We start from the raw sequence: 24,358 nt of genomic DNA, 5'->3' as shown, positions 1-24,358 counted from the left end.
AGAGAAAGAGTGAAGACATGAAGTCTAAACGAAATTTAATTTTAGCAATCGAAACAAGCTGTGATGAAACAAGTGTTGCAGTTATTCAAGACGGACATTTATTATTGTCTAATATTATTGCCTCACAAATCAAAAGTCATATGAGGTTTGGTGGTGTAGTCCCTGAGATTGCTAGCCGTCATCATGTAGAGCAGATTACACAGTGCATTGAAGAAGCAATGACCGAAGCAAACGTTACGTATAATGAGTTATCAGCTATTGCAGTAACTTATGGGCCTGGTTTAGTTGGAGCGCTGTTAATAGGTGTTAACGCAGCTAAGACGTTGGCATATGCTCATGATTTACCATTAATTGCAGTTAACCATATGGCAGGTCACATTTATGCTAACCGTTTAGTTCAGCCGTTAGTTTTTCCATTATTAGCATTAGTTGTTAGTGGCGGCCATACTGAATTAGTGTATATGAAAGAAGATGGGGATTTTAAAATCATCGGAGAAACACGTGATGATGCAGCTGGCGAAGCTTACGATAAAGTAGGCCGTGTTTTGGGTTTGCCGTATCCTGGTGGAAAGCGAATTGATGAAATGGCTCATGAAGGAGAAGATACGTATCACTTTCCTCGCGCGATGTTGAAAGACGATAACTATGATTTTAGTTTCAGTGGCCTGAAAAGTTCCTTTATTAATTTAGTTCATAATGCTGATCAAAAAGGAGAGAAACTAAATCCTGAGAATTTAGCGGCTAGTTTTCAAGCGAGTGTTATAGAAGTACTGGTTAGTAAAACACTTCGCGCAGCTAAAGAATTAGATGTAAAACAATTGGTGATGGCTGGTGGAGTTGCAGCTAATAGAGGGTTAAGAAATGCTTTAACACAAGCTGTTGAAGAAGAGTTACCTAACGTGAACTTCCTTGTTCCGCCTTTGTCATTATGTGGCGATAACGCAGCGATGATTGGTGCAGCAGCGTTTGTTAAATATAACCGACAAGAATTTAGTGGGTATGATTTAAATGCACATCCAGGACTATCTTTCGATGAATATGAGACGAATTAATTAAAAAACCGCAGATTGGAATTCCAATCTGCGGTTTTTTAAATTTTAGTTCTCTAATTCTTCTAGTTCCATACTTTTTTCTTCCCACTCATTCGCTAGGGCGTCATTTTCTGTATTTAACTTAGTTAACTCTCCGTTAATTTCTTGAACTCTAACATGGTCACCAAATATGTCTGGATCAATTAGTTGAGCTTCAATTCTTTCAATTTGTTGTTCGATATCGGACATGTTTTTTTCAAGTGCTTCAATTTGACGAGAGAGTTGTCTAGTCTTTTTTTGTGTTTCTTTATTAATTTCTCTATGGTTTTTGTTTGATACAATTGGGTCAAGTGCGGCTTTGTTTTTATCTTGTTCAGCTTCAGCTAGTACTTTTAATTCTTCTTGTTCAGCTTTTTTATCAACATAATAATCATAATCTCCTAAATAAAGGGTACTGCCTTCAGGAGACAACTCGACAATCGAAGTCGCTAATCGATTTATAAAGTAACGGTCATGAGAAACGAATAAAAGAGTGCCATCAAAATCAATTAAGGCATTTTCTAGCACTTCCTTGCTATCAATGTCTAAATGGTTTGTTGGCTCATCCAGGACTAAAAAATTATCGCGATTCATAGACAACTTGGCCAGCGCTAATCGAGCTTTTTCTCCACCACTTAAGTTAGTAACTGATTTTTCAACATCATCGCCAGAAAATAAAAAACTACCAAGAATACTACGAATATCTTTTTCAGGAGTTGTTGGATGACTATCCCATAGTTCACTTAAAACAGTTTTTTTAGAGTTTAAGTTAGCTTGTTCTTGGTCATAATAGCCTAAATCAACATTGGTACCAAGTCGTTTTTCTCCCTGAATTAAGGGTAAATCGTCAATTAGTGACTTTAATAGAGTCGATTTCCCAATACCATTTGGGCCGACTAATGCAATAGAGTCATATTTTCTAATATCTAATTCAATAGGAGCGGACAGGATCTGTTCTTCATAACCGATAGCTCCGTTTGTTAAAGACAATATGATATTACCGCTCTCTTTTTCTGTTTGAAATTTAAAGTGAGCAGACTTTTCATCGCCTTGCGGTCGATCCATACGTTCCATTTTATCTAGTTGTTTCCGACGGCTTTGTGCTCGCTTAGTTGTAGAGGCTCGAACTAAGTTACGGTTGACAAAATCCTCTAACTTAGCAATTTCTGATTGTTGTTTTTCATATTCTTTCCATTCTTGTTCAAGGTTTGCCGCTTTTAAATCAAGGTATTTAGAATAATTCCCTTTGTAGTGGACAATTTTTTGACGGCTGATTTCATAGACCTCATTAACAACCTTATCTAAAAAATAACGGTCATGCGAAACAATGAGTAAAGCACCTTGATAAGCTTGCAAGTAGTTTTCTAGCCAGTTAAGAGTTTCTATATCTAAATGGTTTGTTGGCTCGTCTAAAATTAATAAATCTCGTTTTTCCAACAGTAATTTAGCTAAAGCTAGGCGTGTCTTTTGCCCACCGGATAATTGATGGATACTTTTTTGATAATCTTCTTCATAGAAACGAAATCCATGTAGTACAGAACGGATCTCAGCCTCATACCCAAACCCATTTGCTAGTTTGAAGTCATGTTGCAATTGGTCATAACGTTCAAGAGTTTTTTGGTATAAAGCTTCATCCGCTAGAAGAATAGGATCCCCGAGTTGCCTTTCTATCTGTCGCATCTCTTTTTCTAATTGAATAACCGGTTCAAAAACAGTTAGCATCTCATTCCAAATAGAGTCAGTAGAATGCAACCCAGTATTTTGAGCGAGATAGCCAATAGTTACTTGTTTGCTCTTAATAATTTTCCCTGCATCTGGTTGTTCAATGTCAGCAATCATTTTCAATAAAGTAGATTTTCCAGCACCATTTCGTCCAACCAAAGCAATTCTAGAGTTTTCCTGTATTTCTAAATAAATATTTTCAAATAGGACGTCTGCTCCAAAATAACGAGCAACATGTTGAACTTGTAATAAAATCATCTTATTTCCTCATTTCATTATTCTCTTCTCTAGTTTATCATATAAGTCTATATTCTGATATTACTCAAATAGAAATTAATAAAATCGCTTCACAAGAAAAATTTTTATTGCTTTAGCATAAGGAAAGAAACCTACATAAAATAGATACGCAAGTTAAGTAAAGATTATAGCTTTAAATGGAAAGAATGCTATAATGAAGAGGTTGAAAGAAAAAAAGTTTGTGAAATCCAAGTTGATAGTATATACTTGTGAAAATATTAATTGAAAAGTTAATGATAAAATTAATGGAGGAACATGATGAATAAACCAAAAGTGCCAAAAGCAACAGCTAAACGCTTACCTATTTATTACCGTTATTTGCGTTTCTTGCATGATGCAGGTAAAGACCGTATTTCTTCGACTGAATTAAGCGAAGCAGTAAAAGTGGATAGTGCAACGATTCGCCGCGATTTTTCTTACTTCGGAGCTTTAGGAAAAAGAGGATACGGATACGATGTAGAAGATTTAATGAATTTCTTTAGTAAAACATTGAAACAAGACCGACTAACGAATGTAGCTTTGATTGGTGTAGGTAATTTGGGACATGCTTTATTAAATTATAATTTTCATCAAAGCAACAATATGAGAATTAGTGCGGCTTTTGATATCAACGAAGAGCTTATTGGGAAAATCTTAAGTGGCGTACCAGTTTATCCAATGAGTGAGATGGTTGAACAGTTAAAAATACAACAAATCGAAATTGTTATATTAACGGTTCCAACAGAAGTTGCCCAAGAAACTGCAAATGAGCTAGAAAAAGCTGGCGTAAAGGGAATTATGAACTTTACACCTATCCGTATAACGGTTCCAGATGATATGCGAGTACAAAACGTTGATTTAACCAATGAATTACAGACCTTAATTTATTTCTTAGATCATTACAAAAAAGAAGAGTCAGAAGAAGAATAAAAAGAGCGACAAACCTATTACTTAGGTTTGCCGCCTTTTTTTATTTGTAAATAAATTTCTAACAGTTTAGATGCCCGTACAAAGTCACTAGTAGCGAATAAAACAAATAAAACCGGGAAGACACCCCATCCTTCAGTGGATACAGAATTAATAGTAAACCAGATAAAGATAATAGACATAATGTAGTTAAAAGCAATTTGTAGAATAAAATTTTTGCTATTCATATATAGTTAAAATTCCTTTCTTTATTAAACAGGATTGTTACTAATTTAAATTGAGTAAGATGACACTTGTGTTCATTAAAATATGAGCAATTATGGGAGTTGCAATATTTTTTGTCTTCACGTAAAGGTAGGAAAAGACAAATCCCATTGTTGAATAAAGTAAAATGTGGCTGTCTGCATGGATAAATGCAAACAATAAAGAACTGATTACTGCTGCTCCAACTACGCCAGTTAGGTCATAGAAAAATCCGAAAATGACTTTTCTAAAAACAAGTTCTTCCATAATTGGCGCCATAATAGACACGATGATTAAATAGAAAGGATATTTTCCAATGGTTAAAAGAATATTTTGTGTATTTGCTGATTCCATCTGCAAACCAAGTAACTGTGACTCAATGAGCGACGCAACAATTTGTGAGGCAAAAGCGATTAATGTCCCTATTAACCCCCACATAACAACCTGTTTTCGTGGAGCAGAAGGACTTAGTGTTAAACTATTTTTTATCGTTGACCTTTGATTTAACAACAGCATGACCATTGCTCCAGCAGTAAAAGAAAAAATAGTCCCATAAATCAGAGCTTCTGTTTGGTAGCTTTTAGGAGCAATAGCTAGGATTAAAACAGGTAAAAATTGTGCAATAATATAAGTGATAATGATTGAAATAGGTGTTTGCTTAATTAGTTTTTTCATTTGAGACATTAAACCTTCTTCTTTAGAAGCGATAGACTTCTTTATTTGAATCATTAGTAGCTAAATACTTACTAACAGAGCATGGGTATATTTAGATACCCAAACAAGTTCATTTGTCAGTATAACATAACATGTAGCGAAATGGTCAGATTATTGTCTAATTTCACATTAGAAAAATCAATTATATCAAAAGAAAATAAACAAAATTAAGTCGTAAAAGAGTTAAAAGACTTGCAATTGAGAGTGAAGTTGCTTATTATAAAAGAGTAGTTTAGCACTCTTTAAACAAGAGTGCTAAACAAGAAAATGGATAAGAAAAAATGGAGGGATTTACGTGTTAAAACCATTAGGAGAGCGTGTCATTATTGAAGTCGCGAAAGAAGAAGAAAAGACTGTTAGCGGGATTGTTTTACCGGGTTCGGCGCAGGAAAAACCTCAAACAGGATCAATCATTGCAGTAGGTGAAGGACGTATTTTAGAAAACGGTTCTAAAATCGACTTATCAGTAAAAGTTGGAGATACTGTTTTATTTGAGAAGTATACTGGTACAGAAGTTAAATACGAAGGAAAAGAATTTCTTGTATTAAACGAACGCGATATTATCGCTATTGTAGAATAAAAAATTAGTTTCATACTAAAAAAGAACCCAATAAAAACTTAAACACAGCAATACAACTATACGAATGAGGTGAAGTAGAAATGGCAAAAGATATTAAATTTTCAGAAGATGCTCGTGCAGCGATGTTACGTGGTGTAGATATTTTAGCAGATACTGTCAAAGTAACATTAGGACCCAAAGGAAGAAATGTTGTACTTGAAAAAGCTTATGGATCGCCTTTAATTACAAATGATGGTGTAACGATTGCTAAAGAAATTGAATTAGAAGATCATTTTGAAAATATGGGAGCTAAATTAGTTGTCGAAGTAGCTTCAAAAACAAATGATATTGCGGGTGACGGAACAACAACAGCAACTGTTTTAACACAAGCGATAGTTCGCGAAGGGTTAAAAAACGTTACTGCTGGAGCTAATCCTGTTGGCATTCGTCGTGGGATTGAACTAGCAACAAAGGTAGCTGTAGAAGAATTAATGGCGATTTCTAAAAAAGTTGAAACCAAAGAATCTATCGCACAAATTGCAGCAATTTCATCTGGAGACAGTGATGTTGGACAATTGGTTGCAGACGCAATGGAAAAAGTCGGCAAAGATGGTGTTATCACAATCGAAGAATCTAAAGGTATCGAAACAGAATTAGACGTTGTTGAAGGAATGCAGTTTGACCGTGGTTACTTATCACAATATATGGTAACGGATAACGATAAAATGGAAGCTGTTTTAGAAAATCCTTATATCTTGATTACAGATAAAAAAATCTCAAACATTCAAGACGTATTGCCTTTATTAGAACAAATTTTACAACAAGGACGTCCGTTAGTTATTATTGCAGATGATGTTGATGGTGAAGCATTGCCAACTTTAGTATTAAATAAATTACGCGGAACATTCAATGTTGTAGCTGTGAAAGCTCCAGGATTTGGCGATCGTCGTAAAGCTATGTTAGAAGATATTGCTATTTTAACAGGTGGTACAGTTATTACAGAAGATTTAGGACTTGAATTAAAAGATACAAGTATCAATGAATTAGGACATGCGGCTAAAATTGTTGTGACGAAAGATTCAACAACAGTTGTTGAAGGAGCAGGCTCATCAGAGACTATCGCACAACGTGTTAATCTTTTAAAAGCTCAAGCTGTTGAAACAACATCAGATTTTGACCGTGAAAAATTACAAGAGCGTTTAGCTAAACTTTCAGGTGGAGTAGCCGTTATTAAAGTTGGAGCTGCTACAGAAACAGAACTAAGAGAGCGTAAACTTAGAATTGAAGATGCATTGAATGCAGCTCGTGCAGCTGTTGAAGAAGGTATCGTATCTGGTGGGGGGACAGCCTTCATTAATGTACAACGAAAAGTAGCTGAAATCGTTGAAGAAGGAGATGTAGCTACCGGTGTGAAAATCGTGTTGCGTGCTCTAGAAGAACCGATTCGTCAAATCGTTACTAACGCAGGTCTAGAAGGCGCTGTAGTTGTTGAAAAAATGAAACAAGTTGAAATGGGTATTGGTTTCAACGCAGCTACAAATGAATGGGTAAACATGATTGAAGCTGGAATTGTTGATCCAACTAAAGTTACTCGTTCAGCGTTACAAAATGCAGCAAGTATTGCAGCTCTATTGTTAACAACAGAAGCTGTTGTAGCAGACCAACCTAAACCAGATGCACCAGCTGGAATGGGAATGGACCCTGGAATGGGCGGCATGATGTAAGAAATAAATTTTAAAAGCCCGTTATCTATTTAGAAATAGATAACGGGCTTTTTTTCATCTATTCTTTATCGCTGTAGTATTCATAAGCGAAATACCCTGCTAATAATCCAAAGGCAGCACCAAAAGTAAGGATAAATGACAGTTGGAATGGAAAGAATAGGTTGAAAACTAACCCAATGAGACAACCAGCCAGTAGTCCTAAAGGAATTAAACTATCCAATAAAATCTGAGCATTTTTTGTTTTCTTCTTACCCAATGTTCCTTGTTTAGATTTATTCTTGAGCCTCGTTACAACAAACAAAGCAATCCCTCCTACGATTATTAAAGGCAGTACAATGCGTATAACCTCCATAATGGACTCCATCTTGAATCATCCTTTCATAGTTAATTTAGTCTTTATCTACTTTTTGTATCTCATATTTAAAGCCACTATTTATATAGTGCTGTTTTTGGTACATTTCTCTAGGGGTATCTTCTCCATCAGCAATCAATAGAACGGTTTTATCCGGAAATGAATCCATTACAAATTTTTGTAACTGACTTCCTATTCCTTTTTTTTGAACCAATTCATTAACTGATAAATCATCGATTTCAACGATTTTGTCCGAAATGATGATGTCCATATGTCCTACAGGCTGGCCCTTATAAAAAGCTAATACTTGTTGAACGGATGAATCTATAAACTGACGTTTTATCAATTCGTTCTTTTGCTTTGCAAATTCAATTCCAAAAAGCAAAGAATTTTTATAGTGTAGATTGAGAAGGAAATCCAACGTTTTACCAGTAACAACTTTAATTTCAATGTCAGAATTTTTTCCTATCGGAGGGAACTGTTTCGGTTCAATCGCGTACAGTTCTAAAAAGCCTATTTCATAACTCATATCTGTTAGGTAAGTAAGCAGGTCGCTAGTTGGCTTTATATTTTCTGGGAAATAAAATTTCACGTGCTTTTGTCCTTTTCTAAGATGGAACTCTTTTAGATACCTTTCTGTTTCTTTGAATTCATCTAATGAAGGTGAAATTTTAAATTCAATAAAATTACTATCGTAGCGTATCAACATTTCAGGGTAAAAAATATGTTTAAAGTGAGTGTTTTCATTTACGATATTGCCAAGGGTGTAAGTTTCTTTGAAGCTAATTTTTTTCATTTTTTGAACTCCTTTAAGTCTGCTAGTTAAGGTAGTCGTTAGTATACCATTCTACTTCCTTAACTTACTCCAATTTTTGAACGAATAATGAGTTCAGGTGAACAACGAGCTAGAAATTTTATAAGGATCTTCTTTTCTTGTTTATGTTAGCACTTCTATCTTGTGATAAACCAGTGTCATTGGTATGATTGTTACGAAAAGAATCCGGTTTCAATAATTTGTAGAAATAGTTTAAACATACCTTCTTTTGAAAACTAATGGAATAGGAGGGGAATTAAGATGGAGACAAAAATTCAATGGAAATGGGTTATAGGAGCATCTGTACTATTCCTTTTATTTTTAATCTTTATCCTTCCGCGAGTATCTGCTTACTCAAGTGAGACAATAGGGAAATCAGAATCGCCAGATCAATCATTCCTTTACTCAGGATCACAATTGTACGAATTAGCAGAGAGCTATGGAGAATCAGGCAGAAAAACGTATATTCTATTAAGGTGGACATTTGATTTAGTATGGCCAATTGTTTATACGTTATTTTTAGTTGCGTGGACGATTAAATTAATGGAGTATGCTTCAGACAATAGACGGATGAGATTCCTCGTCTTTGTTCCAATAGCGGCGGCGTTTTTTGATTTCTCGGAAAACATCGGAGCAACAATAGTGATGCTTAGGTATCCTTTAAAGTCTGGAATAATCCAAACGATTACGCCAGTAGCAACAGGTATAAAATGGATAACAATCTCACTATCTTTTTTATTGTTGTTATTACTAATTATTAAAATTATCGGATCAAAAATTAAAAGAATAAAGGATTAACGTTAAGGAAAAAGTCGTTGAGAAGATTGGAAATAAGAAACGAATCTTACTATCTGTTACGGTTAGTACCTAAGTCAAAAAAGAATTGAATAAAATATAAGTTTAGGAAAGAGGGAATTTAATGTTAGATAGAGTTCTTGCTCAATTTGACTTACGGCCACTATCGATAAATAAAGTCGAAGATTCTCATAGTTCAACGGTTTATAAATGTAAGTTGTCCAATGGCGAAATTAATTTTATAAAAATTTCTTACTCGAAATTAAAGTATCGGCGAGAGAAAGAAGCCTATGGGATTTTGAAAGGACGGGTTTTAATCCCTAAACTAGTAGCTGATTGGTCTGGTGACAGGGAGTGTCCAGGCGCTTTTTTACTATCTGAATTAAAAGGGAAACCTTTAACAACTAGTGCTTCTCCAACGGTAGCCTTTCAAGTAGGCGTTCTTCATGCTTCAATGCATAACGTTCAGCCAACGAGTGAAATAAAAATGACGGGTATAAAAAACGAATTTCCTAATTGGTCTACTTTTATTGAAGATCAGTTTTACAATTTTTCGATAGATACAAAGGAAGTAATAGAAGAAGAATTATACAAAAAAGCTAGTGTGAAATTTGAAGAAATGAAGCAAAGACTTCCTTCTCCAAACGGGCCTAGCTTTATTCATATGGATTTTCGTCCGGCGAATATAATCGTTGAAGGAGATAGAGTCTCAGGAATAATTGATTTTGAAAGTGTACGTTTTGGTTCAACAGAAAGTGATTTTACAAAATTGTATCGTGATTTTTTAAGTTTTGATAGTGACTTGTTTAATGCCTACCAACAAGGGTATAAAAGCATTAGACCGTTAATAGATTTAGAACTCGTTTTACCTTTTTACTTATTTACAGATACATTTAACAGTATTGGGTGGTGCAAACGTCGAGGATTAGAAGCGAACACGTTATTTTTTGAAAAAAATTTAGCTAATTTAAAGAAGATGCTTTGTAACTAAGTATGAAACAACGCTTTCTTATTTAGCATCATTCATTAATCAAAATGTTTACAATACTATTTCCAGGAATTTGTGGCGGCAATGAACGAGTCGTAATGGGTTCAGGTACTAAGAAAACGGTAATAGTACTACCAGCTTTTATATCTTCGATACTACGCTCTTCTTGGGTTTTTTTATCAAGAATAGAAACACCTTCTGTCAATAAAATGACTTCATCAAAAGAAGCGATAGATTCATTCTCTTGTGCTTGGGTAAGGCTATTTAAAAGAAGGTGTTGTTCTTCTTTTGAGCCGTCTTCTTTTACCATTCCGCTATATTCGACTTTTTCTTTTTTTGTTCACTCGAGCTAGTATCTTGAGAAGAAGATCCTCCTTGAGTACTCGATGATTGACTGCAACCAACCATAATTAGGCCAAAAAGAGAAAGTGTTGCAACTAATATCAATTTTTTCATATTTTACCAGTCCTTTTTTGTTTAATTTTAGGAACGTTCCTTTTATACTTCTTCTTATGGAGAAATGATTGCTTCTACCTATATAAGTTTACTCACTTATATAGGTAGAAGCAAGAGTTAGGAGAAGATGAAATGAATAATATTGCGTTTGTCATTCAATTAGTCTTAGGTGTATTGTTTATAGGGGCCGGCTTAATTAAATGTAACCCTAAGAAAACGAGTAAGAATTTTGAAAGATTTGGATTTCCGAACTGGTTTAAACCTGTATCCGGAATAATTGAAATTGGTTCAGGTATATTAGTTTTATCAGGCATTGTTTATCCTGTAGCGGCAGCATGGGGCGGAAGTTTTATTTTGCTAACAATGTTGGGTGCCATTTATAGTCAGTTAAAAGTAGGAGATTCCTTTAGGGAAATAGTTGTTCCTGTTTTTATATTGGGGCTGAGTCTGCTTATTCTGATTTTAAATTGGCGTTACCTCTTCGTTTTTTAAAGAAATAAAAAAAGCACAAAGTTTTTCTGTGCTTTTTATCTTATTGTAATCAGGATTCATTCTCACGTAGTGTTTTTAATGGTTCACCCCATGCGAGTAAACGATTGACTAATTTATTAAAAATCTTTTCGTGTACCTCTTTCGGTATGAAGTTCTCCTCGGCATCGAAATCAGTTAGGATGGAGAGCGATAAACTTGTGCTGATAACCGCAACGTGTAGGCTACCTAGAATAAGACGTAAGACTTCGCCAGCACGAATGCCACCTTGAGAACCGTAAGTAACAAATCCAGCAACTTTGTCCCTATATTCATGGCAAAGATAATCGATAGCATTTTTTAATACTGAAGGAATACCATGATTGTATTCTGGAACAACAAATATAAAGCCATCAAGTGAGTTTATTTTTTCTGCCCAAGGAATGGCTTCGGGGGTTTGATAGTCTTGACTGTAAAGTGCAGCAATGGGTTCATTGTACATAGGGAGATTATAATCTGCAAGATCAACTAGTTCATACTCAGCGTCTTTGCGCTTTTCAGCCCACTTTTTAAGTTCTTTAGCTAGTTTAAGACTTTTACGATTTTGGCGCGTACTTCCAGTAATAATTCCAATTTTCAACATATCTATTCCTCCGATTTTTTTATTCTCATTATAATAAACTTACGCGATATGATACTAAGTATCAATGAAAACGCTTCTGTTTTCTCGTTAAAAGAAAAAAAGTTCTGTAGGTATTCACCATTCCTTTAATTTGATTAGAAAGTAGCATCTGGAAACCTGTTTTTCAACATTTGTGGTATGATAATAAATGAAAAAGCAACGTAAAATAGTTAGTCGGGAGCGAATATAATGAACAAAGTCTATCCAGATGATAGTTTAGCATTGCACACTGATTTATATCAAATCAACATGATGCAGACGTATTGGGAACAGGGAAAAGCAGATAAGAATGCGATATTTGAATGCTACTTCAGGAGCAATCCTTTTGAAAGTGGGTACGCCGTTTTTGCAGGGCTAGAGCGGGTAATAACGTATATCCAAAACTTAACTTTTTCAGAATCGGATATCCACTATCTTAGAGAAGTTGGTCATTATCCTGAAGGTTTCTTAACGTATTTAACAAACTTCAAGTTCAGAGGAACAATACGTTCGATGGTTGAAGGAGAAGTTGTTTTTGCTAATGAACCTATTATTCAAGTAGAAGGTCCCTTACTGGATTGTCAATTTGTAGAAACAGCGATATTAAATGTTGTGAACTACCAAACACTCATTGCAACAAAAGCTTCACAGCTTAAATCAGTGGTAGGAGATGAACTAGTATTAGAATTTGGTTCAAGAAGAGCGCAAGAAATGGATGCGGCTATTTGGGGGACTAGAGCTGCTTATATTGGTGGTTGCGATGCTACAAGTAACGTTCGGGCTGCTAAAATATTTGATATTCCGGCAAGTGGTACTCATGCGCACTCGTTGATTCAAGTTTATCGAGATGATTACGAAGCGTTTAAAGCATACGCAATGACTCATAAAGATTGTGTCTTTTTAGTTGATACCTACGACACCTTAAAATCTGGTGTTCCTAATGCTATAAAAGTAGCTAGAGAAATGGGAGATAAAATCAATTTTTTGGGAATTCGTATAGACAGTGGAGATATGGCTTATATTTCAAAAAAAGTTCGACAACAATTAGATGAAGCTGGTTTTCCAAATGCAAAAATTTATGCTTCAAATGATTTAGATGAGAAAACAATTTTGAATTTAAAAATGCAAGGCGCTAAGATTGATGTTTGGGGAGTAGGGACTAAACTGATTACGGCTTACGATCAGCCTGCTTTAGGCGCTGTTTATAAATTGGTTTCTATTGAAGACGAGAGTGGGAAAATGGTAGATACAATGAAACTGTCAAGTAACGTAGAAAAAGTATCAACTCCTGGTAAAAAACAAGTGTGGCGGATTACGAGCAACGATGATGGGAAATCTGAAGGAGATTACATTACTCTTTGGGATGAAAAGCCAGATCAAGCTAAGGAATTGTTTATGTTCCATCCCGTTCACACCTATATTAATAAAACCGTTACTAATTTTACTGCTCGCCCTTTATTAATAGATATTTTTGTGAAGGGTGAATTAGTTTATCCTGTTCCAATGCTTGGAAGGATAAAAGAGTATGCCGTTGGGAGTTTGAATTCTCTATGGGAAGAGTATAAACGCAATTTAAATCCAGAGCCCTATCCGGTTGATTTATCGCAAACAGCCTATGATCATAAGATGAATTCAATTAAAGAGATAAAAAAACACATTGCGAAATAAATGAGTTCAATAAAGAGATAAAACAGACTTTTTTTAAGGGCTGTTTTATCTCTTTATTATTTGAAAAAATAGAGACGAAGATTGAACTATGCTATACTAAAACAATAGAAAAGACTAGGAAATGAGGCTGGAAAAGAATGCTTAATTTACAAAAAAAAATCATAAAAGAACTACACGTTTCTCCTGAGATTGATGAGTTAGCTGAAATTAGACGAAGCATTGATTTTTTAAAATCTTACATGCTAAAGCATCCTTTCTTAAAGACAATAGTGTTAGGAATTAGTGGTGGACAAGACTCAACATTAGGTGGGAAGTTGAGTCAGATGGCGATTACGGAATTACGTGAAGAAACGGGAGATAAGGCCTATGAGTTTATAGCTATTCGCTTGCCTTATGGAGAACAAGCAGATGAACAAGATGCCATCGATGCGATCTCTTTTATTGGAGCCGATAAAAGTGTGAGGATTAATATAAAATCAAGCGTAGATGCGATGGTTCAAGTATTAGAAGACACAAGTATCTCGATAAGTGATTTTGTAAAAGGCAATATTAAAGCACGACAACGGATGGTTGCTCAATATGCTGTTGCAGGGATGTACCAAGGCGCGGTAATAGGAACCGATCATGCAGCTGAAGCGGTAACAGGATTTTACACTAAATTTGGCGATGGCGGATCAGATATAAACCCATTAGTTCGCTTAAATAAAAGACAAGGCAGAGCTATGCTGAAAGAATTAGCTGCACCAGAGCATTTGTATCTTAAAGTTCCAACGGCAGATTTAGAAGAAAATAAACCAAGCTTGCCTGATGAAGTAGCGTTAGGTGTTACGTATGATGACATTGACGATTATCTTGAAGGAAAAAGGATTGAAGCTGAGACTGCTAAAAAAATAGAAAACTGGTATCTTAAAACACAACACAAACGCCATTTACCGATTACACCATTTGATGATTTTTGGAAATAAAGACTATCTTTCTTTCGGATAGAATAGGGGGAACGTTGTGAAAATAGAGCGAATATCAATAGTAGTTCCTTGTTTTAATGAAGAAGCGGCCCTACCCCTTTTTTATGAAGAATTAGAGAACACTCGAAAAAAGCTTAAGCAAGCAGATATAGAATATATTTTTGTAGATGATGGTTCTAAGGATAAGACATTAGCAGTGATAAAAAAACTAGCTAAAAATGATGAAAAGCGAATTCATTATGTATCATTTTCTAGGAATTTTGGAAAAGAAGCAGCTTTGTATGCTGGTTTACAATACGCAACGGGAGACTATGTTGCAGTGATGGATGCAGATTTACAAGATCCGCCAGAATTGTTGCCCGAAATGTTGTCTTTAATAAGAAACCAAAACTATGATTGTATCGGTACAAGAAGAGTAACCCGTAATGGTGAGCCACCTGTTCGTTCTTTTTTTGCAAAACAGTTTTACAAATGGATGAATCGAATTTCAGAAACTGAATTTATAGATGGAGCTAGAGACTATCGATTAATGACAAGAAGAATGGTCGAAGCAGTTCTTTCTGTTAGTGAAGTTAATCGGTTTTCAAAAGGAATCTTTAGTTGGGTTGGCTTCGATACGTATTACCTTCCATACAAGAATAAAGAACGAGTAGCAGGGGAAACGTCTTGGTCCTTTTGGGGATTAGTCAATTATTCATTGGATGCAGTAATTAATTTTTCTGATTTACCTTTGACATTTGCTTCTTTCATTGGGATTTTTTCTTTTTTCATCTCAATTATATTTTTAATTTTTATTGTTGTCCGAGCTTTACTTTTTGGAGATCCGACAGCAGGATGGCCGTCGCTAGTAACTATATTTTTAGCTATCGGAGGGCTTCAATTATTCTGTTTAGGAATAGTAGGGAAGTATTTGGGCAAAACGTATTTAGAAACAAAGAAAAGACCGTTATATATCTTAAAAGAAACCGATAGAACGGATGAGGACAAGGATAGACGTTTATAAAAAAAGGAGGTTAAGAAGGAATGGGAAAAACTTCTCGCTGGCAACTGAGAAAAACAAAACGTTCTTCATTAAATTCCTACACAGTAAGACAAGTGTCAAAAGAATTCATTCTGACATTGATCAGCGGTCTGTTAGTAGCGATTAGCTGTAATTTCTTATTGCAAGTCTTTCAAAATCAATTTAGTTTTGAAATAGCTTGGTTATTCATGACAGAATGGCACCTAGAATTATTTCTTCTAGGGACAGGAGTCTTATTGACACTCTATATCTGGATAACTTCATTAGTCGGAAACCGGTACGTTGGAGCAATTTTTATGGGAGTTAGTTCAATTCTACTAGGTATTTCCACTCAGCAAAAGATGCTATTACGTGAAGAACCGATGTATCCATCTGATTTTTCAATGATTACAAACTTACCTTTTCTTTTGAAGATGATGAATGGAACTGTATTTTTTATTCTACTGGGAACCTTAGTATTACTCTCTTTAATTGTGTTTTGGCTTATTAGACGAAATCGCAAAGGAGAAAATAAAAAAGAAAGTAGAGGACTAAGATTCTCTTTACTTTTTTTATCTAGTTTATCTTTAGTTTATATTTATTCCTTTAACAACCCTGGAAACTTAGTTAAAGCGGCATATAATGATCATGCTTACTGGATTCCGTATAGTCAACAAATGAATTATTACAACAATGGTTTTGTTGGAGGTTTTTTATATAATCTAAATGTTGCTCCAATGGAAAAACCAGAAAATTATTCAACAGAAAAAATGAAACAACTTCTAATGAAATACACAGAAAAAGCCGAAGAAATTAATAAAGACCGTTTAAAATCAATACAAGATACGAATGTTATTTATATAATGAGTGAAAGTTTTTCAGACCCAACCAAATTAGAAGGAGTAGAGGTTTCGAAAGACCCAATGCCAATCCTCAGGAAAAGAATGAATACTCATAAAAGTGGAGAAATATTATCAGAAGGCTATGGCGGTGGAACTGCAAATATTGAATTTGAAGCGTTAACGGGTTTATCTATGGAACCTTTTGCATCTAATCTAAGCACTCCTTACACCCAAATTCCCTCTTTGATGAGTCATTTTCCTTCTGCTGTTTCTTATTTTAATGAAGCTGGATATTTTACTACAGCCATCCATCCTTATAATACGTCGATGTATAAGCGAAAACAAGTTTATGAAGAATTAGGTTTTAACCGCTTCTTAGATGAGAAAACGATGACGTATAAGGATACTTTGGTAAATAATCCTTATATTTCTGATTCTTCAGCTTATCAGGAAATACTAAAACAGCTAGAAGAAACAGAACAGACAGATTTTATTCACTTAGTTTCGATGCAAAATCATATGCCTTATACCGATTTTTATCCAGGAACAAGTTATACTGCTGAAGGAACAGCTGATGATTATGAAGCAGCTAATTATTTCCAAGGGTTAGCTTACAGCGATGAATCCCTCGATGTTTTTTTGAAAGAGTTATCTAGTCAAGAAGAAGAGAGTATAGTTGTTTTTTGGGGAGATCATCTCCCGGGATTTTATGGTGAAGAAGTTGTAGAAAAAAATGGCGAAGTAACGATGCATCAAACGCCATTATTAATGTTCTCAACAGAGCAAGAAAAACAAGAATCACTAGGAACTATCAGTCCAATTTATTTCATGAATCATGTATTAGATTTAGCTAATAGTCCTGTTTCACCCTATTATGCTTTCTTAATGACACTTGAAGCCAGTCTCCCTGCATTTGAAAAAGGGGTGTATATTGAATCAGGCGAGCAAGTGTCTAAGTTAGAACGTGAGGAACTTTCTTCGGAAACCCAGCAGCTTCTTGATGAGTACGATTTACTTCAATACGATATAACAATGGGTACGAATCAAACTCAAAAAGGAAATTTTTTTCAACCAACTAAAGAGTATTGACTTATGGTATAGACCATTTATAATGAGAAGTGAATAAGCAAAGGAGAGAATTGAATGAAAACATCTGTATTGATAAACGCAACGATTTATACCGGTAAAGAAGAAATTGAATCTGGGTTCATACGCTATGGCAAGACAATCTTAGCCATTGGTGAAATGAAAGACTTTGAAGAAAAAGAAGAAGACACAATCATCGACGTCTCAGGCAAAATAATTGTTCCTGGTTTCATTGATGTGCACAGTCATGGTGGATACAGTTGGGATAGCATGGATGGCCATTCAGAAGAAATCAATCAAATGGTTCATAAAATGCAAAAAGAAGGCATTACCTCTTATTTTGCTACAACAATGACACAATCTTATGAAAATATTGAAAAAACAATGGTGGCTATTAAAAAAGCTGCTGAAGTAAATCCTGTTATTCAAGGGATTCATTTAGAAGGTCCTTTTGTATCAGTTGTATTTAAAGGTGCACAACCAGAAGAACACATAAAAATTCCAGACGCAGAAATGATGCGTAAATGGAATGATTTGAGTGGCGGCAGAATTCGTTTGGTAACCTATGCTCCAGAAACAAGTGATGCAACAGCATTTGAACAATATTGTGTGGATAATAATATTGTTCTATCTGTAGGTCACAGCAATGCAACTCGTGCTCAATTAATGGATTCTAAAGCTTCACATATTACTCATTTGTACAATGCTCAAAGAGGATTACACCACCGTGAGCCTGGAGTAACAGGTCATGCCTTTTTAGCAAAATTGTATTCTGAAATGATTGTTGACGGCTATCACATTGCTCCAGATATGGTTAATATCGCGTATCAAATTCTTGGTGCAGATCATATTGAGTTAATTACAGATTCTATGCGTGCGAAAGGTATGCCAGATGGCGAAAGTGAATTAGGCGGGCAAAAAGTTTTTGTCGAAGATAAACAAGCACGACTAGAAGATGGAACGCTAGCTGGGAGTGTTTTAGAGTTCCAAGATGCATTTAAAAATATGATGGCCTTTACAGGTTGTGGGATTGCGGATGCAGTTAAAATGAGTTCTGTTAACCAAGCAAAAGAATTTGGACTAACTCAAAAAGGAACGCTTGAAATAGGAAAAGATGCAGATATGGTTCTTTTCAGTCATGATTTAACTTTAGAAGAAACAATCAGCTTTGGTGAAATGGTTAAATAAATTATAAAAGGATGGTCAAATACATGCAAACAATTATTGTGAAGGATAATGTTGAAGGCGGCAAAAAAGCATTTGAATTAATTAAAGAAGGTATGCAACAAGATGCTAAAGTTTTAGGATTAGCAACTGGAAGTACGCCAATAGCATTATACAAAGAAATGACTGAAAGTGACTTAGATTTCAGTGAGATGACAGCTATTAATTTAGATGAATATTTTGGATTATCTGCAGATAACGATCAAAGCTACCATTATTTCATGCAGGAACAACTTTTCTCTAAGAAACCATTTAAAGAAACGTTTGTTCCAGATGGTTTAGCAGATGAAAAAACAGAACCAGCTCGTTATGATAAGATTATTGAAGAGCACCCAATTGATATTCAAATATTAGGAATTGGAACAAATGGTCATATTGGGTTTAATGAACCTGGAACACCTTTTGATTCAACAACAACTAAAGTTTCTTTAACGGAATCAACAATCGAATCAAATAAACGTAACTTTGCAACAGCGGAAGAAGTACCACGTTTTGCTTACTCAATGGGAATCAAAAGTATTTTATCCGCTAAAAAAATTATTTTATTAGCATTTGGCGAAGAAAAAGCAGAAGCGATTAAAAATACACTTAATGGCCCGATGACAACAGATGTCCCAGCAAGTGCTTTACAACAACATCCAGATGTTATCGTAATTGTAGATGAAGCAGCAGCTAAATTAATTTAACTACCAGGAGGAAGACAATGGGGAAGGAAACACCAATTTACATTCAAATTCATAATCAATTACGCAAAGATATTGAAGAAGGCGTCTGGAAAATTGGCGAACGGATTCCTTCGGAAAGAGACCTTGCTCTTCAATTTAATGTTAGTCGAATGACATTAAGGCAAGCCGTTCAAACACTAGTTGACGAAGGTATTTTAGAACGAAAAGTAGGCTCTGGAACTTATGTGTCTAGTAAAAAAGTTCAAGAATTAATGGTAGGAGTGGCTAGTTTTACAGATATTATGCTATCACAAGGTAAAACTCCAACAAGCAAAACAATTTCTTACCATGTCAAACCTGCTAGTTTAAGTGAGGCTGAAAAACTAATGTTGCCACAAGAAACACTCGTTTTACGCATGGAAAGAATCCGCTATGCAGATGGCATTCCTATTTGTTTCGAAGTAGCAACTATTCCATATGATTTGATAGGGAATCTTAGCAAAGTAGATATCACTCGTTCACTTTATAAAGCATTAGAAAGTGAAATAGGTTTGCACGTTGGACACGCAGAACAAACAATTTCAGCGATGCCGGCTTCAGAGAAAATTGCGGATTACTTAACTATCAAACGTGGAGAGGCTATTTTGAGATTAAAGCAAATTAGTTATTCAACAGAAGGAAAACCATTTGAATACGTCAGAACACAATATTCTGGCAACCGATTTGAATTTTACCTTGAAAAAAATCAATAATTAGTTGAAATAAAAAAGTCGATAACAGAAATGTTGTCGACTTTTTTTACTATTAAGTTAAGTTCGTGTGGACTATGGAATGTATTCAGAACTAGCCTCTAAACTATTGGTAGAATCTAAACTAGATGAATTAGATTGGGTAATCTGATCTAAATTTAAATGTCCACGTAGTTCTTGTTGTAGTTGAACTAATTTGTTTTCATCTAATTTCCAAACAAATACATCTTGTCCGTATGAAGGGAAGTATTCATATGCTTCTTCTCCTTCTAGTTGTAAGGTTTTAATATTATTTGCAGCAGTAGAATAATTTGTTGCAATAGCCCATAAATCACGACTATTAAAATTTGTTGTTACATTTGGACCAACTGCTTTAAAAATTTTGCTGAAATTTGTCAGGCTATTAATCGAGATAGTTTCATCAATAATCTCTGTTACAACTTCACGTTGGCGTTTTTGTCTTCCCCAGTCGCCTTGAGGATCTTCGTATCGCATTCTTGCATAACCTAAAGCTTGGTCACCGTTTAATTTTTGAAGGCCTTTATCAATATGAATCTTTCCTTCAACATCATTAATATCTTGTACATCAAATTCTAAAGGTGAGTCAACAGTGATGCCACCTAAAGCATCAACTAAAACAACAAGACCTTGCATATTAATTTGAGCATAATAATGAATAGGGATTTGTAAAAGATTTTCAACCGTCTCGACAGTCAATGGAATACCACCATAAGCATAACTAGCGTTTATCTTGTCAATTTTACCACTGGGTAAGGTGACACGTGTATCCCGGGGAATGGAAAGCAGGCGAACATCTTCCGTTTCTGGATTAATCGTTGCAACCATGATAGAATCAGAACGACCCACATCACCTGGTCGTTTATCAACTCCAAGAAGTAAAACGGAGAATGGATCTTTATTGGTTAGTACGATTTTTTCTTCAGCGTTCATAGATGTTTTAGGTAAATCATCACCTTGAATAGAATTTAAAAAGTCATTGGCTGAAAGAAAAAGATACGTTGCGTAAACTGAACCGGCTAAAATTAGGATAGCTAAAATAAGCAATACACTATAAACTCGTTTCTTTTTCTTTTGTACTTTTAATTGGTCTGATCTCATGGGTTTACTCCTATATCTATAAGGTTTTCTATTAGTGTAGTGGATTACCTGTTATAATGCAATTGTATTACTTGTATTAACTTTGTATAATTAAATTTAAATAGGAACTAAAGGTAGGTTTTTTCTGTATGTATGATATGTTTATCGTTATCGTTACTTGTGTAGCGACTGCCATTTTTTCTCTGATACTAACACCCTTTGTCAGGAAATTTGCTATAAAAATTAGAGCGGTTGATGAGCCGGGTGAAAGGAAAATAAATTTGAAAGAAGTTCCTACTTTAGGTGGGCTGGCTGTTTATCTTTCTTTCTTTTTCGCCTTATTTTTTATATTGCCGATACCCTTTGGGCAAATTATGCCTATATTTTTAGGAGCTACGGCAGTATTAGCAACGGGGATAATTGATGATTTGATAGAGTTGACGCCTAAAATGAAGATGGTTGGAATTACTTTAGCCTCGCTCATTATTTATTTTTTAGCGGATATTAAAATAGATATTATTACGTTGCCATTCATTGGATCATGGTCGATGGGGATTTTTAGTTTACCGGTTACGGTGATTTGGATTCTCGCTATTACTAATGCAGTGAATTTGATTGATGGACTAGATGGTTTAGCAACCGGAGTATCTATGATTGCTTTGACAACAATGGGAATTATTGGTTATTTTTTCTTAACCGTTGATAACGCTGTAGTATCTATTATGATTTTTGTCTTAGTGGGAGCGTTAGCAGGATTCTTACCATATAATTTTTATCCAGCGCGAATTTTTTTGGGAGATACAGGAGCATTATTTATAGGGTTTATGATTGCTGTAATGTCTTTACAAGGATTAAAAAATGCAACGCTAATTACCTTGATAATCCCAATCGTTATTTTAGGTATTCCAATCACGGATACAATTTACGCAATGATTAGGCGTTATTTAAATAAAAAGCCTATTTCCAGTGCCGATAAAATGCATTTGCATCATCAGTTGATGGCTTTAGGTTTGACGCATCGCCAAGCAGTTTTAGCCATCTATTGCTTAGCAGCTATTTTTTCTGTTATTGCACTAATCTATCCGGTATCTACTTTGTGGGGTTCGTTATTTCTAACACTCGGTTTATTATTTGGGTTAGAATTATTTGTAGAATCCATTGGCTTAGTTGGAAAAGATAGTAAGCCATTCTTAAATAAGATGAAAAAATTTGCAAATAATCTAAATAAAAAAGAATAAAAAACACCAAATTCTCGTTGTGTATACATAACGAGAATTTGGTGTTTTTTTATTGTTAGTTGTTGCTATAGTAATTGGATAAACCATTTGTTTGGAATTCGTACCCTGGTTCATCACGTTCATCAGGTGAGTCTAAACCGATCGACACTCGTAAACGGTGGCTGACAAAATCTAAACTATCAGAATATACCTCAACCATGCTAGCACCATTAAGGTTAAAATCAGTCCAATCGAAAACATAACTTTCAAATTCATATTTTCCATCAAGGCCTGTTTGAGCGATACCAAGCATATCATTAAAACGAATATCGGTGCGCATATTGTTTCCTACTGCTGTAATAGCATCTGAATACTTTGTAATAGAACCTACCTTTAAAGCTTTATCAGTAATTGCTTGAATAAGTAGCTGTTGCCTTTCACCACGCTTAACATCATTATCAATTTTTCTAGTCCTTGCTAGGGCTAAGGCTTCTTCACCGTTAAGAGTTTGCAATCCTTTTTCAAGATGGATCTGATCTAGTTTTCCCTCGGCATTTTGTTCGGAAAAACTAATTGGGACATCGACTTCAATGCCGCCTAAAGCATCAATAATTTCTAAAAAAGCATCAAAGTTGAACGTTACATAATAATGGATAGGAACGTTTAGAAGGTTTTCTACAGATTCTATTGTAGCTTGTTCTTCTCCTTTAGTATAAGCAGAATTGATTTTATCTTTTTCATAAGTTTGTTCTTGGTAAATGATATCTGTGTAGGTATCACGTGGAATACTTACCATATTGACGATGTGCTTATTCGGATCGATAGTTAAGTAAATCAAAGAATCAGCTCGGGCACTGCCTAAATCCCGACCTTTAGTGTCATCAATGCCCATTAATAAGATAGACGTTGTCTCATCTAACGGGTTCACTTTAATTGCATTTTCTCTTTGAAGTGTGTGGTAAGACGAATCAATAGCTTTTTGTGCAGTTGCATATAATTTAGCAAAATAAACAGCAGCAACTAAGATGATAACCATGAGTGGCACTAACAACCACAAAGCAACTTTAGATTTTTTATTTCTAGAAGAGCGACTTGTATTTAATGGTACATATTTTTTATTTTTCAAAATAAATCTCCTATTATCTTTAGAGTAAGGTAGAAAAAAAGTTCTTATTCATTTTATCACAACAACAGAGATAGTGACAGTTACTTTAGAAATATATGAATTTCTTAAGTATTGCTCCGCTTTAAACGTTTTGACTCTTGGTAACTCATTTCACCTATCTCAAACTCTACTTGCCCACTTAGCCAATTAATCAATTCGTTTTTAAAACTATCGACTTTTTCTTCATCAACAGAGCAGATAAAAGTAACATTCTCTGTATAAAGAATATCTTTGAGAGTATAAGATGATTCTTTCAGGTTATTTTCTAATTTTCCAGACGCTGGATAAGTAACGGTTACAGAAATAGTTACTTGTAAATCTCTTGAAACAACACCAATTTGATCTAAAGCTACACTAACTGACTTTCCGTAAGCTCGGATAAGTCCACCAGCCCCTAGTTTAGTTCCACCAAAATAGCGCGTTACTACAGCAATAACATACTTAAGTTCTTGTTTTTTTAATACCTCAAGCATGGGTACTCCAGCTGTTCCGCTTGGTTCTCCATCATCGTAAGCTCGTTGAACATCATTTTGATCGCCAATTAAATAAGCAACACAATTATGATTAGCCTTCCAATGTTCTTTTTTTATAGTTTGTACATACTCTTGTGCCTCAGCTTCGTTCGAAACCCTTTTTAAATGACAGATAAAGCGAGATTTTTTTATTTCAGTTTCAACTATTCCATCCTTGGCAATAGTGTAATAGTGTTTAAGCAAAGTATTCACTCCTTTTTTTAATATAGACTTTTTATTAATAACTAGATAAGTTATCTTATAGATGCTTCTCATCTAGTTTACCGTGAGTAAAGGCAATCAACAAGATTTAACGGTTATGGATGTTTTAGAATAATACAACTAATCGTTATGTAAACTAGCTATTGTGAACATTCCATTAATTTTTCTATATATTT

The 24,358-nt window shown here is 34.8% G+C and carries 26 protein-coding genes; 15 read left to right on the top strand and 11 right to left on the bottom strand.

What is annotated here, in order from left to right; all coding sequences use genetic code 11:
- The first annotated feature begins 17 nt into the window (after positions 1-17).
- On the top strand, positions 18-1,052 hold the full coding sequence (gene tsaD / locus WBF61_RS09305; protein ID WP_424255912.1) for a tRNA (adenosine(37)-N6)-threonylcarbamoyltransferase complex transferase subunit TsaD: 1,035 nt from the start codon (positions 18-20) through the stop codon (positions 1,050-1,052).
- 45 nt (positions 1,053-1,097) lie between these two features.
- Here tsaD and WBF61_RS09300 read toward each other — a convergent pair whose 3' ends face one another.
- Positions 1,098-3,050, bottom strand: coding sequence for an ATP-binding cassette domain-containing protein (locus WBF61_RS09300; protein WP_424255910.1), 1,953 nt, complete (start codon positions 3,048-3,050; stop codon positions 1,098-1,100).
- A gap of 297 nt (positions 3,051-3,347) precedes the next feature.
- Here WBF61_RS09300 and WBF61_RS09295 point away from each other — a divergent pair, with 297 nt between their 5' ends.
- Positions 3,348-3,998 carry a redox-sensing transcriptional repressor Rex gene (locus WBF61_RS09295; RefSeq protein ID WP_424255908.1) on the top strand — a complete coding sequence of 217 codons (651 nt, stop codon included), beginning with the start codon at positions 3,348-3,350 and terminating at the stop codon, positions 3,996-3,998.
- Positions 3,999-4,015: 17 nt separating this feature from the next.
- Here the strand turns inward: WBF61_RS09295 and WBF61_RS09290 are convergent, their stop codons facing one another.
- Together WBF61_RS09290 and WBF61_RS09285 are read right to left on the bottom strand one after the other, a co-directional pair.
- Positions 4,016-4,222: a DUF4305 domain-containing protein gene (locus WBF61_RS09290; RefSeq protein WP_424255907.1), complete on the bottom strand. Its 207-nt coding sequence runs from the start codon at positions 4,220-4,222 to the stop codon at positions 4,016-4,018.
- 40 nt (positions 4,223-4,262) lie between these two features.
- On the bottom strand, positions 4,263-4,967 hold the full coding sequence (locus WBF61_RS09285) for a lysostaphin resistance A-like protein (RefSeq protein ID WP_424255906.1): 705 nt from the start codon (positions 4,965-4,967) through the stop codon (positions 4,263-4,265).
- Positions 4,968-5,247: 280 nt separating this feature from the next.
- Here WBF61_RS09285 and groES point away from each other — a divergent pair, with 280 nt between their 5' ends.
- Together groES and groL are read left to right on the top strand one after the other, a co-directional pair.
- Positions 5,248-5,532 carry a co-chaperone GroES gene (gene groES / locus WBF61_RS09280; protein ID WP_424255904.1) on the top strand — a complete coding sequence of 95 codons (285 nt, stop codon included), beginning with the start codon at positions 5,248-5,250 and terminating at the stop codon, positions 5,530-5,532.
- A gap of 80 nt (positions 5,533-5,612) precedes the next feature.
- Positions 5,613-7,235, top strand: a complete 1,623-nt coding sequence (groL, locus tag WBF61_RS09275) for a chaperonin GroEL (RefSeq protein WP_424255902.1) — start codon at positions 5,613-5,615, stop codon at positions 7,233-7,235.
- Positions 7,236-7,293: 58 nt separating this feature from the next.
- Here the strand turns inward: groL and WBF61_RS09270 are convergent, their stop codons facing one another.
- Together WBF61_RS09270 and WBF61_RS09265 are read right to left on the bottom strand one after the other, a co-directional pair.
- Entirely contained in the window at positions 7,294-7,599 is a 306-nt protein-coding gene (locus tag WBF61_RS09270; protein WP_424255900.1) for a hypothetical protein, read from the bottom strand.
- 25 nt (positions 7,600-7,624) lie between these two features.
- Positions 7,625-8,383 (bottom strand): GNAT family N-acetyltransferase, encoded by a 759-nt coding sequence (locus WBF61_RS09265; RefSeq protein ID WP_424255899.1) that lies wholly within the window; start codon positions 8,381-8,383, stop codon positions 7,625-7,627.
- A 279-nt stretch (positions 8,384-8,662) separates the two neighbouring features.
- Between WBF61_RS09265 and WBF61_RS09260 the strand changes: the two genes are divergently transcribed.
- Positions 8,663-9,199 (top strand): hypothetical protein, encoded by a 537-nt coding sequence (locus WBF61_RS09260; RefSeq protein ID WP_424255898.1) that lies wholly within the window; start codon positions 8,663-8,665, stop codon positions 9,197-9,199.
- Between the two features lie 121 nt (positions 9,200-9,320).
- Positions 9,321-10,187: a phosphotransferase family protein gene (locus WBF61_RS09255; RefSeq protein WP_424255896.1), complete on the top strand. Its 867-nt coding sequence runs from the start codon at positions 9,321-9,323 to the stop codon at positions 10,185-10,187.
- Between the two features lie 28 nt (positions 10,188-10,215).
- Here WBF61_RS09255 and WBF61_RS09250 read toward each other — a convergent pair whose 3' ends face one another.
- Both WBF61_RS09250 and WBF61_RS09245 read right to left on the bottom strand, forming a co-directional pair.
- Positions 10,216-10,494, bottom strand: coding sequence for a hypothetical protein (locus WBF61_RS09250; RefSeq protein ID WP_424255894.1), 279 nt, complete (start codon positions 10,492-10,494; stop codon positions 10,216-10,218).
- Positions 10,488-10,640, bottom strand: coding sequence for a hypothetical protein (locus WBF61_RS09245; protein WP_424255892.1), 153 nt, complete (start codon positions 10,638-10,640; stop codon positions 10,488-10,490). Before WBF61_RS09245 ends, WBF61_RS09250 begins: the two co-directional genes overlap by 7 nt.
- 132 nt (positions 10,641-10,772) lie before the next feature.
- Between WBF61_RS09245 and WBF61_RS09240 the strand changes: the two genes are divergently transcribed.
- Positions 10,773-11,132, top strand: coding sequence for a DoxX family protein (locus tag WBF61_RS09240; protein ID WP_424255890.1), 360 nt, complete (start codon positions 10,773-10,775; stop codon positions 11,130-11,132).
- A 49-nt stretch (positions 11,133-11,181) separates the two neighbouring features.
- On the opposite strand, the gene WBF61_RS09235 is transcribed toward WBF61_RS09240, so the two are convergent.
- Complete coding sequence (locus tag WBF61_RS09235; RefSeq protein WP_424255888.1) at positions 11,182-11,751, bottom strand: NADPH-dependent FMN reductase; 570 nt, start codon at positions 11,749-11,751, stop codon at positions 11,182-11,184.
- Between the two features lie 228 nt (positions 11,752-11,979).
- On the opposite strand from WBF61_RS09235, the gene WBF61_RS09230 reads away from it, so the two are divergent.
- From WBF61_RS09230 to WBF61_RS09200, 7 genes are all read left to right on the top strand, one after another.
- Positions 11,980-13,437, top strand: a complete 1,458-nt coding sequence (locus WBF61_RS09230) for a nicotinate phosphoribosyltransferase (protein ID WP_424255887.1) — start codon at positions 11,980-11,982, stop codon at positions 13,435-13,437.
- A gap of 137 nt (positions 13,438-13,574) precedes the next feature.
- The gene (nadE, locus tag WBF61_RS09225; RefSeq protein WP_424255886.1) at positions 13,575-14,402 is read left to right on the top strand and encodes an ammonia-dependent NAD(+) synthetase; all 828 of its coding nucleotides are present in this window, start codon (positions 13,575-13,577) and stop codon (positions 14,400-14,402) included.
- A 37-nt stretch (positions 14,403-14,439) separates the two neighbouring features.
- Positions 14,440-15,405, top strand: coding sequence for a glycosyltransferase family 2 protein (locus WBF61_RS09220; RefSeq protein WP_424255884.1), 966 nt, complete (start codon positions 14,440-14,442; stop codon positions 15,403-15,405).
- Between the two features lie 20 nt (positions 15,406-15,425).
- Positions 15,426-17,333, top strand: a complete 1,908-nt coding sequence (locus WBF61_RS09215; protein ID WP_424255882.1) for an LTA synthase family protein — start codon at positions 15,426-15,428, stop codon at positions 17,331-17,333.
- 54 nt (positions 17,334-17,387) lie between these two features.
- A complete protein-coding gene (gene nagA, locus WBF61_RS09210; RefSeq protein ID WP_424255880.1) occupies positions 17,388-18,518 on the top strand; it encodes an N-acetylglucosamine-6-phosphate deacetylase in 1,131 nt (376 codons plus the stop codon).
- Positions 18,519-18,541: 23 nt separating this feature from the next.
- Positions 18,542-19,240, top strand: coding sequence for a glucosamine-6-phosphate deaminase (locus WBF61_RS09205; RefSeq protein ID WP_424255878.1), 699 nt, complete (start codon positions 18,542-18,544; stop codon positions 19,238-19,240).
- A gap of 17 nt (positions 19,241-19,257) precedes the next feature.
- Positions 19,258-19,971 carry a GntR family transcriptional regulator gene (locus tag WBF61_RS09200; protein WP_424255877.1) on the top strand — a complete coding sequence of 238 codons (714 nt, stop codon included), beginning with the start codon at positions 19,258-19,260 and terminating at the stop codon, positions 19,969-19,971.
- A 72-nt stretch (positions 19,972-20,043) separates the two neighbouring features.
- Here WBF61_RS09200 and WBF61_RS09195 read toward each other — a convergent pair whose 3' ends face one another.
- The gene (locus tag WBF61_RS09195; RefSeq protein ID WP_424255875.1) at positions 20,044-21,087 is read right to left on the bottom strand and encodes an LCP family protein; all 1,044 of its coding nucleotides are present in this window, start codon (positions 21,085-21,087) and stop codon (positions 20,044-20,046) included.
- Between the two features lie 137 nt (positions 21,088-21,224).
- Here WBF61_RS09195 and WBF61_RS09190 point away from each other — a divergent pair, with 137 nt between their 5' ends.
- Positions 21,225-22,304 (top strand): glycosyltransferase family 4 protein, encoded by a 1,080-nt coding sequence (locus WBF61_RS09190; RefSeq protein ID WP_424256009.1) that lies wholly within the window; start codon positions 21,225-21,227, stop codon positions 22,302-22,304.
- Positions 22,305-22,359: 55 nt separating this feature from the next.
- On the opposite strand, the gene WBF61_RS09185 is transcribed toward WBF61_RS09190, so the two are convergent.
- A complete protein-coding gene (locus WBF61_RS09185) occupies positions 22,360-23,409 on the bottom strand; it encodes an LCP family protein (RefSeq protein WP_424255873.1) in 1,050 nt (349 codons plus the stop codon).
- Positions 23,410-23,513: 104 nt separating this feature from the next.
- Positions 23,514-24,164, bottom strand: a complete 651-nt coding sequence (locus WBF61_RS09180; protein ID WP_424255871.1) for a YigZ family protein — start codon at positions 24,162-24,164, stop codon at positions 23,514-23,516.
- Positions 24,165-24,358: the final 194 nt, after the last annotated feature.

Source organism: Carnobacterium sp. (assembly GCF_049673005.1).
Classification (GTDB): domain Bacteria; phylum Bacillota; class Bacilli; order Lactobacillales; family Carnobacteriaceae; genus Carnobacterium_A.
The sequence above is the reverse complement of the archived record's forward strand: the minus strand, read 5'-3'. Positions and strand labels throughout refer to the sequence as shown.